The sequence below is a fragment of the Telluria sp. BA11 genome (assembly GCF_056680305.1).
Genome location: NZ_CM155275.1, coordinates 2,506,814 through 2,523,822, shown reverse-complemented (window position 1 = coordinate 2,523,822; position 17,009 = coordinate 2,506,814). Strand labels below are relative to the sequence as shown.

At 66.4% G+C, this 17,009-nt stretch carries 16 protein-coding genes; 3 read left to right on the top strand and 13 right to left on the bottom strand.

Annotated elements, in window-relative coordinates:
- Positions 1–2: 2 nt before the first annotated feature.
- The 13 genes from AC1MGT_RS10995 to AC1MGT_RS10935 form a co-directional block, all read right to left on the bottom strand.
- On the bottom strand, positions 3–932 hold the full coding sequence (locus AC1MGT_RS10995) for a 2-hydroxyacid dehydrogenase (protein WP_499504177.1): 930 nt from the start codon (positions 930–932) through the stop codon (positions 3–5).
- A gap of 41 nt (positions 933–973) precedes the next feature.
- Complete coding sequence (locus AC1MGT_RS10990; protein WP_499504176.1) at positions 974–2,980, bottom strand: acetyl/propionyl/methylcrotonyl-CoA carboxylase subunit alpha; 2,007 nt, start codon at positions 2,978–2,980, stop codon at positions 974–976.
- 76 nt (positions 2,981–3,056) lie between these two features.
- Positions 3,057–4,082, bottom strand: a complete 1,026-nt coding sequence (gene bioB / locus AC1MGT_RS10985) for a biotin synthase BioB (protein ID WP_332531374.1) — start codon at positions 4,080–4,082, stop codon at positions 3,057–3,059.
- A gap of 26 nt (positions 4,083–4,108) precedes the next feature.
- Entirely contained in the window at positions 4,109–4,936 is an 828-nt protein-coding gene (gene bioD, locus AC1MGT_RS10980) for a dethiobiotin synthase (protein WP_499504175.1), read from the bottom strand.
- Entirely contained in the window at positions 4,933–6,120 is a 1,188-nt protein-coding gene (gene bioF, locus AC1MGT_RS10975) for an 8-amino-7-oxononanoate synthase (protein WP_499504174.1), read from the bottom strand. Before bioF ends, bioD begins: the two co-directional genes overlap by 4 nt.
- A 4-nt stretch (positions 6,121–6,124) precedes the next feature.
- On the bottom strand, positions 6,125–7,468 hold the full coding sequence (bioA, locus tag AC1MGT_RS10970) for an adenosylmethionine--8-amino-7-oxononanoate transaminase (RefSeq protein WP_499504173.1): 1,344 nt from the start codon (positions 7,466–7,468) through the stop codon (positions 6,125–6,127).
- 15 nt (positions 7,469–7,483) lie between these two features.
- Positions 7,484–8,269 (bottom strand): enoyl-CoA hydratase/isomerase family protein, encoded by a 786-nt coding sequence (locus AC1MGT_RS10965; protein WP_499504172.1) that lies wholly within the window; start codon positions 8,267–8,269, stop codon positions 7,484–7,486.
- A 10-nt stretch (positions 8,270–8,279) separates the two neighbouring features.
- On the bottom strand, positions 8,280–9,887 hold the full coding sequence (locus tag AC1MGT_RS10960) for a carboxyl transferase domain-containing protein (RefSeq protein WP_258836859.1): 1,608 nt from the start codon (positions 9,885–9,887) through the stop codon (positions 8,280–8,282).
- Between the two features lie 44 nt (positions 9,888–9,931).
- Positions 9,932–10,390, bottom strand: a complete 459-nt coding sequence (locus tag AC1MGT_RS10955) for a YchJ family protein (protein ID WP_499504171.1) — start codon at positions 10,388–10,390, stop codon at positions 9,932–9,934.
- Between the two features lie 73 nt (positions 10,391–10,463).
- Complete coding sequence (locus tag AC1MGT_RS10950) at positions 10,464–10,787, bottom strand: type II toxin-antitoxin system RelE/ParE family toxin (RefSeq protein ID WP_482896682.1); 324 nt, start codon at positions 10,785–10,787, stop codon at positions 10,464–10,466.
- A gap of 3 nt (positions 10,788–10,790) precedes the next feature.
- On the bottom strand, positions 10,791–11,066 hold the full coding sequence (locus AC1MGT_RS10945; RefSeq protein ID WP_499504170.1) for a type II toxin-antitoxin system Phd/YefM family antitoxin: 276 nt from the start codon (positions 11,064–11,066) through the stop codon (positions 10,791–10,793).
- 65 nt (positions 11,067–11,131) lie between these two features.
- Complete coding sequence (locus tag AC1MGT_RS10940; RefSeq protein ID WP_499504169.1) at positions 11,132–12,367, bottom strand: D-amino acid dehydrogenase; 1,236 nt, start codon at positions 12,365–12,367, stop codon at positions 11,132–11,134.
- 115 nt (positions 12,368–12,482) lie between these two features.
- A complete protein-coding gene (locus AC1MGT_RS10935; protein WP_499504168.1) occupies positions 12,483–13,811 on the bottom strand; it encodes a serine hydrolase domain-containing protein in 1,329 nt (442 codons plus the stop codon).
- Between the two features lie 158 nt (positions 13,812–13,969).
- Here AC1MGT_RS10935 and AC1MGT_RS10930 point away from each other — a divergent pair, with 158 nt between their 5' ends.
- From AC1MGT_RS10930 to AC1MGT_RS10920, 3 genes are all read left to right on the top strand, one after another.
- On the top strand, positions 13,970–14,710 hold the full coding sequence (locus AC1MGT_RS10930; RefSeq protein ID WP_183555034.1) for a GntR family transcriptional regulator: 741 nt from the start codon (positions 13,970–13,972) through the stop codon (positions 14,708–14,710).
- Between the two features lie 103 nt (positions 14,711–14,813).
- Positions 14,814–15,692 carry an N-acetylmuramic acid 6-phosphate etherase gene (gene murQ / locus AC1MGT_RS10925; protein ID WP_499504167.1) on the top strand — a complete coding sequence of 293 codons (879 nt, stop codon included), beginning with the start codon at positions 14,814–14,816 and terminating at the stop codon, positions 15,690–15,692.
- A gap of 48 nt (positions 15,693–15,740) precedes the next feature.
- Positions 15,741–17,006, top strand: a complete 1,266-nt coding sequence (locus AC1MGT_RS10920; protein WP_499504166.1) for an AmpG family muropeptide MFS transporter — start codon at positions 15,741–15,743, stop codon at positions 17,004–17,006.
- The last annotated feature ends 3 nt before the right edge of the window (positions 17,007–17,009 follow it).

The following is a 17,009-nucleotide window of genomic DNA, read 5'->3' as shown; positions in this document are numbered from 1 at the left end:
TCTTAATATCCACGTTGGCGGTCGACGAGGTCATCGACCGGTTGGCTGTGTTCCAGGGCGTCGATCTTGGCGACGATCTGGCGCACGGCGTCCTGGCGCATGGTGAGCGCCGAAATATGCGGGGTGAGGGCGATGCGCGGCTCGTTCCAGAACGGGTGCTGGGCCGGCAGCGGCTCGTGGCGAAACACGTCGAGCGTGGCGCCGGCAATGTGCCCGGAGCGGATCAGCGTCATCAAATCGGGTTCGGCCAGGATCGCGCCGCGCGAGACGTTGATCAGATACGCGCCCGGTGCCAGCTTGCCCAGGTTGTGACGGTCGAGCAGGTTGGTGGTGTCCGGCGTCAGCGGCAGCAGGCAGACCAGCACGCGTGTGCCGTGCAAAAAGTCGCCGAATTGCGCCAAGCCGGCATAGGTCGGCACGCCCGGGATGTCTTTCGGGCTGCGACTCCAGCCGCGCACGGGAAAGCCGAAATGGCGCATTGCCTCGACCACCGGCATGCCCAGCCGGCCCAGGCCCATGACGCCGATCGTGAACGATTCTTTCGGATGCTGGGGCAGCGGATTCCAGGCGCCGTGCCTGGCCTGCTGCTCGTATTCGTCAAAGCGGCGGAAGTAGCGCAGCACCGCATGCGCCACATACTCGGCCATCTGCACGCCCATGCCGGCGTCGCCCAGGCGCACCAGCGGCACGTCGGGCAAGGCATCGCCAAACTTGAGCAGCGCATCGACGCCGGCGCCCATCAGGAAGATCGCCTTGACGTCACCCAGCTGGGCCAGCAGGGCCGGCGCCGGATTCCACAGCACCGCGTAATCGCAGTGCGCCAGTTGCTCGCCTTCTTTCCAGATGACGGTCTCGATGCCTGGCAGCACGCTGGCAAACGCGTGTTCCCAAGGCTCGCTGACGCCATCGCCCCGGTACAGGACAATACGCATGTCTCCCCCTCATCGTGTAGGGTGGTTTTTATGGGTGTTGCTTACGCCGCCTTGAAGGCCAGCAGCGGCGCGCCGTCGGCAACCTGGTCGCCGACCTCGTACAGCACGTCCTCGACCACGCCATCACCCGGCGCGGCAATCGTGTGCTCCATCTTCATCGCTTCCATGATGACGAGCGGTTCGCCCTTCACCACGGTGGCGCCGGCCTGGACCAGCACCGCCACCACCTTGCCGGGCATCGGCGCCGTCAGGCGACCGCCGAGCGTTTCGACTTCGCCGGCGTGGGCCATCGGATCATTGTACGTCAGCGTGAAATGCTGACCGCCGGTAAATACGTGGAACACGTCGCCGTCGCGGCGCACGACGCCCTGGACGGCCGTCTCGCCGAGGCGCAGCGCCAGGTCGTCGCCAGTGCGACCGACGCGCTCCACGCGCTGCGCCTGGCCATCGAGGTCGATCTCGAGCCCGTCGCGGCGGTAGGTCAGGCCGATGCGGTAGGCGCCGAATTCATCGGACCACGACAGCACGCGGCGGTAGTCGCCGTTCATGCGCCAGCCGCTCGCCTGGCTCCACGGATCAGGGTCGTTGGCCGCGTTGGCCGCGTCCTCGCGCAGCGCGAACACGGCCAGCGCGAGTGCGCCCAGCGGCGCCGGCGTGGCAGGCGGGAACAGCGTCGCGCCATGGCGCTCGATCAGGCCCGTGTCCAGGTCGGCCGTGGCAAATGCCTCGCCCTCGACCAGGCGTTTCAGGAACGCGATATTGGTGGCCAGCCCGACGATGCGGAACTCGCTCAGCGCCTGCGACATGCGCGCCAGTGCCTGGGTGCGGTCCGCGCCCCAGACGATCAGCTTGGCGATCATCGGATCGTAGAACGGCGAAATCGCATCGCCTTCGCGCACGCCGGAATCGACGCGCACGGCGGCTGGATTGGCGCCGTCGCTGCCCAGCTCGAACGCGACCGCGCGCGGTACGTCCATATGGCGCAAGGTGCCGATCGACGGCAGGAAACCCTTCTCGGGATTTTCGGCATACACGCGCGCTTCGATCGCGTGGCCGTGGATGCCCAGTTCATGCTGCTGTTTCGGCAGCGCTTCGCCAAAGGCGACCCGCAACTGCCATTCCACCAGGTCGGTCCCGGTGATCATTTCGGTCACCGGATGCTCGACCTGCAGGCGCGTGTTCATCTCCATGAAGTAGAACGAGCCGTCCTGGTTGGCGATGAATTCGACAGTGCCGGCGCCGACATAGCCGACCGCGCGCGCGGCGTTCACGGCCGCTTCGCCCATCGCGGCGCGGCGCTCCGGCGGCATGCCGGGGGCGGGCGCTTCTTCCAGCACCTTCTGGTGCCGGCGCTGCACCGAGCAATCGCGCTCGTGCAGGTAGACGCAGTTGCCCAGGCTGTCGGCAAACACCTGGATCTCGATGTGGCGCGGGCGGATCAGGTACTTCTCGACCAGCACCTTGTCGTCGCCGAAACTGGAAATCGCTTCGCGCTTGCACGAGGCCAGCGCGCCTTCGAAATCTTCAGAGCGCTCGACCACGCGCATGCCCTTGCCGCCGCCGCCGGCACTGGCCTTGAGCAGCACCGGGTAACCGATGCGGTCGGCCTGCTCGCGCAGAAACGCCGGATCCTGCTCGTCGCCGTGGTAGCCCGGCACGAGTGGCACGTTGGCGCTCTCCATCAGCTGCTTGGCGGCGGACTTCGAACCCATCGCGCGCATCGATGCCGCGGGTGGGCCGACGAACACGAGGCCAGCCGCGTGGACGGCGTCGGCGAACTCGGCGTTTTCGGACAGGAAGCCATAGCCGGGGTGGATCGCCTGCGCGCCGGTGGCCTTGGCAACTTCGATGATTTTCTGGCCGCGCAGATAACTGTCGCGCGCGGCGGCGGGGCCGATCAGGATGGCCTCATCGCAGACCGCGACGTGCTTGGCGCCGGCGTCGGCCTCGGAATACACGGCGACGGTGCGAATACCCATGCGGCGCGCGGTGGCGGCGACACGGCAGGCGATCTCGCCACGATTGGCGATGAGGAGTTTGGTGAACATGCGCGTTATCTTTCGCTTATGGTTGTTCGGGTGGTGCTTGCGCGGCCGTGTCTCCCCGGCCGCGCAGATAGTGCGCTTAGCAGCTGCAGGCTTCCTTCGGCGCCGAGTCCAGCGTCGCGGCGCGGGTTTTCAGGCCCAGTTTTTCCAGCAGCACGCGGTCGTCGTCGGCTTCCGGATTCTCGGTGGTCAGCAGCTTGTCGCCGTAGAAGATCGAGTTGGCGCCGGCCATGAAGCACATCGCTTGCACGGCTTCGCCCATTTCGCGGCGGCCCGCCGACAGGCGCACGCGCGCTTGCGGCATCGTGATGCGCGCGACCGCAATGGTGCGCACGAATTCGATCGGGTCGAGCTTGTCCATGCCGTGCAGCGGCGTGCCCGCCACCTGCACCAGGTGGTTGACCGGCACCGATTCCGGATACGGGTTCAGGTTCGCCAGTTGCGCGATCAGGCCGGCGCGCTGTTCGCGCGTTTCGCCCATGCCGACGATGCCGCCGCAGCAGACCTTCAGGCCCGCTTCGCGCACGCGGCCCAGCGTGTCCAGGCGGTCCTGGTATTCGCGGGTCGAAATGACGTTGTTGTAGAAGTCCGGCGCGGTGTCGATATTGTGGTTGTAGTAGTCCAGGCCAGCGCGCTTGAGCTGTTCGGCCTGGCCGGCTTCGAGCATGCCCAGCGTGGCGCAGGTTTCCATGCCCAATGCCTTGACTTCACGCACCATCGTCTCGACCTTGTCCATGTCGCGCTCTTTCGGGCTGCGCCACGCTGCGCCCATGCAGAAGCGCGTCGCGCCGCTGGCCTTGGCCGCGCGCGCCGCGTCGAGCACCGTGTCGATGTCGAGCAGCTTCTTGGCTTCCACGCCGGTGTCGTAGCGCGCCGCCTGCGGGCAGTAGCCGCAGTCTTCTTCGCAGCCGCCGGTCTTGATCGACAACAGGGTCGCCAGTTCGACGTCGCCATCCGGGAAATTCAGGCGGTGCGCGGTCGACGCGCGGTGCATCAGTTCGGTGAACGGCAGGTCGAACAGCGCGAGCACGTCGGCCAGCGGCCAGGTTGCATTCTCGGGCGGCTTGATGGCTGCCGTTGGGCGGTGCAGGGCGACAGTGTTCATATTGGTCATTTCGGTTCCTTCAAAAACTAGACCCGCGTGGACGGCCAGCCTGGCAGTCCGGCGAGGTCGATAAATTCGGCTGCCGCAGCAGCCGTCGGTTCGTTCAGGCGCGGCACGTGGCCCAGCAGCGGCGCCGGGATACGCTGGGTCAGCGCCTCGATGTTCTCTTGCGCAAAGCGCATCTCAAGGTCGACCGTGTTGGCGACCCAGCCGGCCAGCACCAGGCCGCGCGCCACGATCGCCTCGACCGTCAGCAGCGCATGGCTGATGCAGCCCAGGCGCACGCCGACGACGAGGATCACGGGCAGGTTCAGTTGTGCGGCCAGGTCGGCGCTGTCGAAGTCGTCGTTGAAGGGCACGCGGAAGCCCCCCACGCCTTCGACCACGACCGCGTCGGACGCGGCCTGGATCTCGGCAAAGGCGGCCAGGATCGGCACCAGTTCGATCGTCACGCCCTCAAACGCGGCGGCGATGTGGGGCGCGGCCGGTTCGCGCAGCAGGTAGGGCGTGGTCAGCGATGCCGGCAGGTGCACGTTGCCGGCCGCGATCAGCTGATCGGCGTCGTCGTTGTGCAGCGCGCCGTCACGCAGTTCGGTGCCGGCCGCAACGGGCTTCATGCCGCAGGCGCGCTGGCCTGTGGCCACGAGCTTGTGCAGGATGGCGGCCGAGATCAGCGTCTTGCCGATCTCGGTGTCGGTGCCGGTGACGAAGCACGCAAAGCGCATTGGCAGGTCGTCGGCGCGCAGTTCGAGTTCAGGCTCCAGCACGGGTTCATCGAACTCGGTCAGGTCGACCTCGGGGTCCAGTGCGGGTTGCGCGATGACCGGTGCATCGGTGTCATTCAGATTGTTCATGGTGCGGCCTTTTCCAGTTCGTTGAGCGCCTGCGCCAGCCGCGCCACGTCATCCGTGGCGTGGGCGGCGGACAAGGTCACGCGCAGGCGCGCGGTGCCGGGCGCCACGGTCGGCGGGCGGATCGCCGGCACCCACAAGCCCTGCGCATGCAGGCGGCTGGCGGCGTGCAGCGCAGCGTCGTTGCTGCCGATGATGACGGGCTGGATCGGGGTGGTCGACGCTGCCAGTTGCCAGCGTTCCAGACGCAGCGAACCACGCAGTTGCTCGACCAGCCGTGCCAGGTGCGCACGCCGTTCGGCGCCCTCGTCACCGCCCATGATAGCAAGGCTGGCGAGCAAGGCGTGTGCAAGCGCCGGCGGGCAGGCCGTCGTGTAGATATACGGGCGCGCGCGCTGGATGAGTAATTCGATCACGCTGGCGTGCGCGGCGACAAAAGCGCCGCCGACACCGGCGGCCTTGCCCAGCGTGCCCATGTAGATCAGGTTGCTCGAGCGCAGGCCGAAGTGTTCCAGTGCGCCGCGTCCGTTCTGGCCCAGCACGCCGAAGCCGTGGGCATCGTCGACCACCAGCCAGGCGCCGTGGCGCTCGCATGCGGCCAGCAGCGCCGGCAGCGGCGCCAGGTCGCCATCCATGCTGAACACGCTGTCGGTGACGACGATCTTCGTGCTGGCGCTGCTGGCGGCCAGGCGTTGCGTCAGCGTCTCGACGTCGCCATGCGGGTAGACCGTGACGCCCGCTTTTGCAAGCCGGGCACCGTCGATCAGCGAGGCGTGGTTCAGCGCCTCGGAAAAGATCATCGCATCGGCATCGACGCCCAGGGCGCTGAGGATCGCCAGGTTGGCCATGTAGCCGGTGCACAGCGTCAGCGCGCGCGCCTGCTCGAGATGCGGCGCCATCCACGCGGCCAGCGTTTCTTCGAGCAGGTGATGGGCGCGGCTGTGGCCCGACACCAGGTGCGAGGCGCCGCTGCCGGCGCCGTACAGCTGCGCACCTTCACGCAGCGCCTCGATGACTTGCGGATGCGCGGCCAGGCCCAGGTAATCGTTGCTGCAAAAGGCCAGCAGGTCACGTCCGTCGACCAGCTGGCGTGGCGCGCAGGCGCCATCGGTGATGCGACGACGGCGCGTCAGGCTGCGCGCGGCCAGCGTGTCGAGCTGGCGGTCGATGGTGGCGATCAGATCCATCACATCATCCCGCGATGACGGATTCGAACGTCTTGATCGTGCGCGCCGCCAGGCCCGCGACTTCTTCTTCGTCCAGCACGTACGGCGGCATCAGGTACACGGTGCGGCCGATGGGGCGCAGCAGTAGTTCGTTCTCGGCCGCCGTCGAAAAGAAGCGGCGCGCGAAGGTCGAGGCAAGATCGGTATCCGGTTCGACCGCGTCGAATGCGAAGATCATCCCGCGCTGGCGGAAGTGGCGCGTGCGCGGATGGTCGGCCAGCGGCGCCAGCGCCACCGTCATCCTGGTGGCCAGCTCGCGGTTGCGGTTCAACACGTCGTCTTCTTCAAAAATGTCGAGCGTGGCCAGCGCCGCGCGGCAGGCCAGCGGATTGCCGGTGTACGAGTGCGAGTGCAGAAAGCCGCGCGTGATGTCGGTGCTGTAGAAGGCCTGGTAGATGTCGTCGCGCGTGAGCACGAGCGAGAGCGGCAGGTAGCCGCCGCTGATGCCTTTCGACAGGCACAGGAAGTCCGGCCAGATGCCGGCCTGCTCGCAGGCGAAGAAGGTGCCGGTGCGCCCGCAGCCGACCGCGATCTCGTCGGCGATCAGGTGCACGCGGTGCTGGTCGCACAGGTCGCGCAAGAGCTTGAGATACAGCGGGTCGTACATCGCCATGCCGGTGGCGCACTGCACCAGCGGCTCGACGATGATGGCGGCGATCCTGTCGCCGCGTTCTTCGAACAGCGCTTTCACTTCAAGGATCGCGCGCCGCGCGACGTCCTGCGCCGTCTCGCCCTCGAACGCGTTGCGGGCATCGGGGGCGCTCACCACGTGCGACGCGCGCAGCAGCGGGCCGTAGGCGTCCTTGAACAGCGGCACGTCGGTGACCGACAGCGCGCCGATCGTCTCGCCGTGGTAGCTGCCCTGCAGGCAGACGAATTCCTGCTTGGCCGACTGATCGGCATTGCGCCACGCGTGAAAGCTCATCTTCATCGCGATTTCCACGGCCGATGCGCCGTCGGAGGCGAACGTGGCATGGCCCAGCGCGTGACCGGTGAGCGCCGTCAGGCGTTCGGCCAGCTCGACCACGGGCGCGTGCGTGAAGCCGGCCAGCATCGCGTGTTCGAGCTTGTCCAGCTGGTCCTTCAGCGCGGCGTTGATGCGCGGGTTGGCGTGGCCGAACAGGTTGACCCACCACGAGCTGATGCCGTCCAGGTAGCGCTTGCCGTCATAGTCGTACAGCCACGGCCCCTTGCCGTGGCTGACCGCGATCAGCGGCACCTCTTCGTGATGCTGCATCTGGGTGCAGGGATGCCAGACGCTGCGCAGGCTGCGCGCGATCCAGTCGGAGGAGGTGGTTTGCTGCGTCACTATAAAGTTCCAATACTAGTTAATCCATGTCGGCTTGCGCTTTTCAAGGAACGAGGCCACGCCTTCGCGGCCTTCGGTCGATGCGCGGATCGCGGCGATGCGCCCGGCCGTGTCACGCAACAGCGCGTCGTCGACCGGCTGGCCGACGATTTCGCGCACCAGCGTCTTGGCCTGCCGGACGGCGTGCGGGCTGTTGTTCACCAGCGCCTTGACGATCCCGGCGACGGTCGCGTCGAGCGCTTCCGGCGCCACGACGGCGTGCGCGACACCGATGCGCTGCGCCTCGGCCGCATCGAACCGCTCGGCCGTTATAAAGTACCGGCGCGCCGCCTGTTCGCCCATCGCCTTGATCACGTAAGGCGAGATGGTAGCCGGAATCAGCCCGAGCTTCACTTCGGACAGGCAAAAACCGGCCGACTCGCTCGCAACGACGATGTCGCAGGCGGCCACCAGGCCCATGCCGCCGGCGTAGCAATCGCCCTGTACGCGCGCGACCACCGGCTTGGGGCACAGGTAGATCGTGCGCAGCATGTCGGCCAGGCGCATGGCGTCGGCCTCGTTCTCGTCATGCGAGTAGCCGGCCATCTTTTTCATCCAGTTCAGGTCCGCGCCGGCGCAGAACGACGGGCCATTGGCGGCCAGGACGATTGCGCGCACGGCGTCGTGGCCGCCGAGTTCATCGAACACGCGCGCCAGTTCGGCAATCGCCCCTTCGTTGAAGGCATTGCGCAGGTCGGGGCGGTTCAGCGTGACGGTGGCGACCTTGTCGGCGACGGTCACAAGCAGGGTTTCGTAGGTCATCGTCATTCCCTTACATGCGGAACACGCCGAACGTCGTGTCGCCGATCGGCTGGTTCATGGCGGCGGACAGGCCCAGGCCCAGCACGGTGCGGGTATCGGCCGGGTCGATCACGCCATCGTCCCACAGGCGCGCCGACGCGTAATACGGGTGGCCCTGGTGCTCGTACTGGTCGCGGATCGGCTGCTTGAACGCGGCTTCTTCTTCGGGCGACCACTGGCCGCCGCGGCCTTCGATGCCATCGCGCTTGACGGTGGCCAGCACCGACGCGGCCTGGTCGCCGCCCATCACCGAGATGCGCGCATTGGGCCACATCCACAGGAAGCGCGGCGAGAACGCGCGGCCGCACATGCCGTAGTTGCCGGCGCCGAACGAGCCGCCGATGATGACGGTGAACTTCGGTACCGCAGCCGTGGCCACGGCCGTGACCATCTTGGCGCCGTTGCGCGCGATGCCTTCGTTTTCGTATTTGCGTCCGACCATGAAGCCGGTGATGTTCTGCAAGAACACGAGCGGAATCTTGCGCTGGCAGCACAGCTCGATGAAGTGCGCGCCTTTCAGCGCCGACTCGGAAAACAGGATGCCGTTGTTGGCGATGATGCCGACCTTCATGCCGAAGATGTGGGCGAAGCCGCACACGAGCGTCGTGCCGTAGCGCGCCTTGAATTCGTCGAACACGCTGCCGTCGACCACGCGCGCGATCACTTCGCGCACGTCGAATGGTTTGCGCGTATCGACCGGGATGACGCCGTACAGTTCCGACGCCGGATAGTGCGGCTCGACGCTCGCGCGCCGTTCGCCCTGCTGCGGCTTGACGCGGTTCAGGTTCGACACGATCGTGCGCGCCAGCGACAGCGCATGCGGATCGTTCTGCGCCAGGTGGTCGGCCACGCCCGACAGGCGCGTGTGCACGTCGCCGCCGCCCAGATCTTCGGCGCTGACGACTTCACCGGTCGCCGCTTTCACCAGCGGCGGGCCGCCGAGGAAAATTGTGCCCTGGTCCTTGACGATGATCGACTCGTCGCTCATCGCGGGCACGTAGGCGCCGCCGGCGGTGCACGAGCCCATCACCACGGCGATCTGCGGGACACCCTTGGCCGACAGGTTCGCCTGGTTGTAGAAGATGCGGCCGAAGTGGTCGCGGTCGGGGAACACGTCGTCCTGGTTTGGCAGGTTGGCGCCGCCCGAGTCGACCAGATAGATGCAGGGCAGGTTGTTCTGCTCGGCGATCTCCTGCGCGCGCAGGTGCTTCTTGACCGTCATCGGGTAATAGGTGCCGCCCTTGACGGTGGCGTCATTGCAGACGATCACGCATTCGTGGCCGCTTACCCTGCCGATGCCGGTGATGATGCCGGCGCTGGGCGCGGCGCCGTCATACATCTCATACGCGGCCAGTTGCGAAAATTCGAGGAAGGGCGTACCCGGATCGAGCAGATGTTCGACACGCTCGCGCGGCAGCAGCTTGCCGCGCGCGAGGTGACGCGCACTGGCTTCGGCGCCGCCGCCCTGGGCCAGTTGCGCCACGCGCGCGCGCAAGTCGTCCACCACGGCCTGCATGGCGGTGGCATTGGCCTTGAAATCCTCGCTGCGCGGGTTCAGTTTGCTTTCGATCTGGGGCATGTGCCGTCCTCTGGTCTGTCGCTGCCCTGGGTGCCTGGCAGCGCTTACTGCTTGTCGGGGAAACTGCCGTCCAGGTAAAACCAGCGTGGCGCGCCATCGGGGCCGGCTTCGCGCACGAAGCGGCTGCACTCGTGGAGACGGTGCGCGCGCCCGCCCACCTTGAAGCGGGCGACGAATTCGACGTGGTCTTCGTCGCGCGCGTGGTTTTGGTCGCCTGGAACGTCCGGCAATTCTGCTTTACGTTGACGTAAACGTAAAGCAGTTTTTATCTCCAGACCAAGCCAGCGCACGGGCTCCTTGTCGACGATCGGTTCCTGCGGCCGGGTGCTGGGGTGCCAGGTGGCGCGCAGGTATGCCTCGTTGCCCAGCGTGAAGGCGGTATAGCGCGAGCGCATCAGGTGTTCGGCGGTGGGCGGCAAGGCCGCGCCAGCCAGGAACGGGCCGCAGCAGCTGTCGAACGAGGGGCCGCCGCAGGGGCAGGGGGAGGTGGGGCGGGAAGGCATGGCGGCAATTATCCGCGATTTCACCAACGATGGTCAGGTGGGTGCTTTGGGAAGGCCTCGCCAGACCAGTCGGCTAACTCGACAGGATTCGTCGACGTAACAGTGCTGCCAGATCGCGGCTCGTATGGCAAACGATGTAAATATAAAAGCATTCACGATCGCCACGCTCAAAAATGATGCGGTGTTGACCGGCCAGAAGCTGACGGTACCGGGGGAGGTTGAGCTCTTCCAGCTCGCCTACGAGCGTCCCTTTATTGGGCCATTGCATCAGGGATGCCACTTCATCGCGGATTTGCTGCGTCACCTTTCTGGCGTAGTCCGGTGATTCGGATTGCTTCAGGTATTGGCGGATCGTGAGCAGGTCGTCCTGGGCAGATTCGGTCCAGATGATCTTCATGATCTATTCGGGCGCGTTGTCTTGTGCATCCAGTTGCGCAAAAAAGTCATCATGACCGGTGACCTTGCCGTCTTCAATTTGCTTCCTGCCATGGGCAAGCAGCCGTAGCATCGTCAATTGGTCCTGCGTCTTCTGATAGCTCACCGGGTCCTGAACGATTGCCTGCACCCGGCCATTGACAGTAATGGCCACGGGATCATGGGTTTCCTGAACCAACTTGACCACATCGCTGGTATTCGTTTTCAAATAACTGATGGGCTGGATGTTGGAAAAGTTCATGGTGCCTCCGCTGGAAGATCGCTGATCATAGCACCACAGGTCTAAATTGCGTACTAAATATAGTACTAACCGCGCAGCGTCAAGCCATCAAGCGCAAACGGCGGCGCCTTCCCCTGCACCAGATCCGCCAGCACGGCCGCGCTGCCGCAGGCAAACGTGAAGCCCAGCGGCCCGTGTCCGACGTTGAGCCACAGATTGTCGTAGCGCGTGGCGCCGATGATCGGCGCGCTGCCCGGGGTGGCCGGGCGCAATCCGGCCCAGGCTGACACCTGCGAATAATCCGCCGCGCGCGGCATCGTCTCGCGCACCAGGCGCGTCAGGCCTGCAACGCGTTTGGCGTCGAGCGAGACATCCTCGCCCACCATGTCGACCATTGCCGCCACGCGCAAGCGGTCGCCGATGCGCGCGTACAGCACCTTGCGCTCGAAGTCGGTCACACTGATCTCGGGCGCGATGTCGTCCTGGCGGATCGGCGCGCTCAGGCTGTAGCCCTTGAGCGGGTACAGCGGCAGGTAGATGCCCACCGTGTCGGCCAGCGAGCGGCTCTGGATGCCGGCGGCCAGCACGTAGGCGTCGGCCGTGACCAGGCCACCGACGGTGTCGATGCCGGTGATGCGGCCCCGCTCTGCACGCAGCCCCAGCGCGGTGCTGTTGACGACCCCGCGAAAGCGCGGATGCTCACCCAGCCGCTCGGCCAGCGCCACGCAGAAGGCGTGGCAGTCGGCCACGGCCTCGCCCGGGTTATAGATGCCGCCGGCCAGCAGGTGCTGGGCCGCGCCCAGCGCAGGTTCATGCGCCGTGCATTCTTCGGGCGACCAGATCTGGCCCGCATCCGGTTTGGCGGCGGCGACATCGAATGCGGCGCGCGTGCGAAACACCACCAGTTTGCCGGCGTCGCGCCAGCCAAAACGCTCTGGCGGCACGACCAGGGAGAGCGAAGCCATCGCCCGGCGCGACAACTCACCCAGCTCGAGCAGCTTGGCGGTGGTGCGGCGGTTGACGTCGGTGCGGCAGTGGGCCAAAAAGCTGGCCAGCCAGCGGTACTGGCGCAGGTCGGCCTCGGGCCGGAAGCGCAACGGGCCGTCGGCCTGGAACAGCCATTTGAAGGCCTTGAGCGGGATGCCGGCGTCGGCCAGCGGCGCCACGTACCGGTAGCTGAGCTGCCCGCCATTGCCGTAGCTGGCGCCACTGCCCACGTCCGGCGCGCGCTCGAGCAGCGTGACCTCGTGGCCAGCTTCGAGCAGCCACCAGGCGGATGCCAGGCCGACGACGCCGCCGCCAATGACGATTATGTGCTGCATGCCGGACTCTTTTTTTCGGGTGGGGACAGGGAGCTTAGGGGCAGCCGGCACGCACTGCCAATGAATCTAGCGCGCGCGCTCATAACCGCGATATATGTACGCGCCCCCATGCCGGTCAATCCGCCAGCCCGAGGATCGCGCGGCGGTGCAAGGCCGCCACGATGCGCTCTTCATAACGCGCCAGTGCCGTCTCGCGCCCCGGCGTGGCGGCCGGGTCCGTTGCCGTGCCGCCGGCCAGCACGACCACGCCATGGCCGCGTGCGCGGTCCATGGCGAACACGGAGCGAAGACCATAGGCGTCGCCCAGGTGGCCCACGGCATCGAAGCCGGGCGCCAGGCGCAGGCCGGGGCGGTCCGGATAGTGGGCGTTGCCGAATCCGCGCGGACTGAGGATGCTGCCCAGCGGATTGCCATTGCCGCCCACGCCGTCGTACGACCAGTGACGCGCGAACATGCGTTCGAGCGTCGCGCCCTGCAGCAGGCGCGCGCCGCCATGCACGCCACCGGCCATCAGCATGCGCATGATGACGCCCAGGTCGCGCGCGGCGATGCGCAAGCCGCCGGTCGGGCTGAAGGGTGTTGCGTTGGTGCCCGGGACGTAGCCGTCCAGGCCGGGGGGCGGCGCCGGTGGCCGCGCGCCGACATCGTCGACCTGGGCGATCCATGGCCCGTTCGGCGTCCAGACCTCGCTGTCGACGGCGCGCTTGCGGTAGATGGTCGCGATATTGTCTTGCGCGGCCTTTGGCAACCCGGCCGGGTTGTAGCCTGCCTGCAGCCCGAGCGGCTGCAGCACCAGGCGCGTCATCAGCAGGTCGAACCGTTCGCCGGTGACGCGCTCCATGATCGTGCCAATGATGCCGAACCCCAGGTTGCAATAGGTGTAGTAGGCGCCCGGTCCGGCCAGGCTTGACCACATCGGCTGCGCCGCCGGCGTGACCACGTCTTTCAGCGCCGTCGTGGCCGGCCAGAAGTAGACGGCGTCGTCGCGCAGCGACGACGTGTGCACGAGCAGCTGGCGCAGCGTGATCGCCTGGGCCGGGAAATGCGGATTACGCAGCGTGAAGCCGAGGTAGCCCGAGACGTCGGCGTCCAGGTCGACGCGGCCGGCTTCCAGCAGCCGCATCAGTCCGAGCGTGGTGACGAGTTTCGAGATCGACGCAATCCGGTACAGCGTCGCCGGCGTGGCCGGGCGGTCGGGGAACACGCCGTTGCCGATCGTGCGCCGCCCGAACGCGCCTTCGTACACCGGTTGTCCGGCGCGCAGCGCCAGCACCGATAGGCTGGCCAGCGGGCAGGCCGGATCGTCGGCGATAGCCGCCAGTTCGGCGTCGAGCTGGCGCTGCAGGGCATCGCCCGCACCACCGCCGGCCGGCATCGCTGCAAATAATGGTCCCATCGTCCCCAGCATGGCCATGCCGAGCAGGGTGCGCCTGCCGTGATTCATGTTCGTCCCTTGGCGTTGCGTGATTGTGACTATCGGTCCAGCATACGGACTGCGCGAAACCCTTGACCAATGAATACCCGTGCGCAGGGCATAACCGTTTTGTATTGGTCGCAAGTGGTATGCTTCCATGGTATGCCAGCCCCCTTCGCCACGACGCCATGAACAGCCCCAGCCCCGGATTCCAGGTCGACCACGACGACAATTCGCCGCTCTACAAGCAGCTTGCGCGCAAGCTGGCGCAGGACGTGCGCGATGGCCGTTATCAGGCTGACCAGGCGCTGCCGTCCGAGCGCATGCTGTCCGAGCAGCTCGACGTCTCGCGCGTCACGGCGCGCAAGGCAATCGACCAGCTGGTCGACCAGGGCCTGGTGGTGCGCCGGCGCGGCTCGGGCAACTACATCGCACCGCGCATCGAGCAGCCGCTGTCAACGCTGTCGAGCTTTTCCGAACAACTGCAGCAGCGCGGCTACACCCCACGCTCGCAATGGCTGCGGCGCGACACGATGCTGGCCGACGCCGACGAGCAGCTCTCGCTCGGTCTGTCGCCCGGTGCGCGCGTGGCGCGCCTCGAGCGCCTGCGCTTTGCCGACGACATCGTCATGGCCTATGAAGTGAGCGTGATCCCGGCCGCCGTGCTGCCACGCCCCGAGCTGGTGGCGGCGTCCCTGTACGCGCATCTGTCCAAGTCGGGCCATCTGCCGGTGCGCGCACTGCAGCACATCCGCGCGATGAATGCTGACCTGGAACTGGCCACGCGCCTTGAGGTGCCCGAAGGGCGCGCGGTGCTGTTCATTACCCGCGTGGGGTATCTCGAATCGGGCCAGCCGGTTGAATTGACCCATTCCTACTGCCGCAGCGACCATTACGATTTCGTGGCCGAGCTGCGCCGGCAAGCCTGAATGCATAACCTGGCGGCATGACGGCGCCCGATCCTTTCATGGAAGCGCTTGTCAAAGTGGTATTACACTGGTTTTAACCAAACTGTGCAGGTTCGAGACGGCGATGCTCAATACCGAAACCCCCTCCCTGGCGCACACCGCGCTCGACCAGTACCCGACGACGGAACTGGTCAATGCCCTCGTTGATGACCAGTTCCATGCGGTGGACGCCGTACGCAAGGCCGGGCCGCGCATCGCCGCTGCCGTGACAGCCGCAGTGCCGCGCATGGAAGCAGGCGGACGCCTGGTCTATGTCGGTGCCGGCACCTCGGGCCGCCTGGGCGTGCTCGACAGCGTCGAGCTGTACCCCACCTTTTCCTGGCCCGCCGAACGTGCGGTGGCGCTGCTGGCCGGCGGCCACGGCGCGATGTTCGCTGCGGTCGAAGGCGCCGAAGACGATCTGGAGCAGGGCGCTGCGGATATCGCGGGTGTGGACGTGGGTCCGAACGACGTCGTGCTGGCGCTGGCAGCATCGGGCGCCACGCCGTACGTGCTGGGCGCGCTTCGCGCCGCCCGCGCCGCTGGCGCGCTGACGGTGGGCTTTGCCAACAATCCGGATGCGCCAGTGGCCATGCAGGCCGAGATCGGCATCACGCTCGACACGGGCGCCGAAGTCATTTCGGGCAGCACGCGCCTGAAAGCGGGCACCTCGCAAAAGATCGCGCTGAACACCTTTTCCAGCGCCCTGATGGTGCGTTTGAACAAGGTTTACGGCAACCTGATGGTAGACTTGAAGGCCACCAATGCCAAACTGGTACGACGTGCGATCCGCCTGACGAGCTTTGCCACCGGCGCCGACGAGGCGGCCGCGCAGGCGGTGCTGGAACAATGCGGCTTCCACGTCAAGACCGCGATCGTGGCCTTGTCCAAACAAACCAGTGTCGAGCAGGCGCAAGCGCTGCTGGAAGCGGCGCGCGGCAGCGTGCGCCAGGCGCTCGCGTAAGCACGCGCCCTTTCAGCAGCACCGGCCTGCACGGCGCACGAAAGAGTCATGCAAAAACCGCAAGCGAACAGCCCGTGGCTGTGGGTGCCGTCCCTGTACTTTGCCCAGGCGATTCCATATGTCGTCGTGATGAGCCTGTCGGTCATCATGTACAAGGACATGGGGATTTCCAATTCCGACATCGCCTTCTATACGAGCCTGCTGTACCTGCCGTGGGTGATCAAGCCGCTGTGGTCACCGATCGTCGACATGTTCGGCACCAAGCGGCGCTGGACCGTGCTGCTGCAACTGGCCGTCGGCGCTTCGCTCATTGCGGTGGGCACCGTGCTGCACCTGCCCACCTTCTTCGTCGTCAGCCTGGCGGTCCTGTGGATCATGGCGTTCAGCTCGGCCACCCACGACATCTCGGCTGACGGCTTCTACATGCTGGGCCTGCGCCAGAAGCAGCAGGCGGCGTTCGTCGGCGTGCGCAGCACCTTCTACCGTCTGGCCACGCTGTTCGGGCAAGGCCCGCTCGTCGTGCTGGCCGGTTACCTGGCCGTGAGCCTGGGCGACGTGCGCCAGGCCTGGTCGATCGTGTTCTACGTGCTGGCCGGCCTGTTCTTCGCCGCCTTTGCGTGGCACCAGTGGGCGCTGCCGGTGCCGGAGGATGACCACGCCGTCGCCAAGAGCGACAACCCGCTGCGCGACTTCATCGGCACCTTCGTCGCCTTTTTCAAAAAGCGCGATATCTGGATGATCGTCGCGTTCATCCTCACGTTCCGCCTCGGTGAAGCGCAGCTTCTGAAACTCGTGGCGCCATTCTTGAAGGACCCCATCAGCGCTGGCGGCCTGGGTTTGACGACCGCCGAATACGGCATTGCCTATGGCACGGTGGGCATCATCGCCCTGACGCTGGGCGGTCTGGCCGGCGGCTGGCTGATTTCGCGCGTGGGCCTCAAGCGCTGCCTGTGGGTCATGGTGTTCGCGATCCACGTACCCGACCTGGTCTTCGTCTACCTGTCGCAAACCCAGCCAACCGATCTGATGATCGTGTCCGCCTTCCTCGCGCTCGAGCAGTTCGGCTACGGTTTCGGCTTTACGGCAATGATGATGTACATGATCATGGTGGCCGATGGCCCGAACAAGACCGCGCACTATGCGATCTGCACCGGCCTGATGGCGCTCGGGATGATGGTGCCCGGCATGTGGAGCGGCGACCTGCAGGAATACCTCGGCTACCAGCACTTCTTCATCTGGACCTGTCTTGCGACCATTCCCGCCTTCATCGTGGCGGCGCTCGTCAAGATCGATCCGGAATTCGGAAAAAAATAAGCG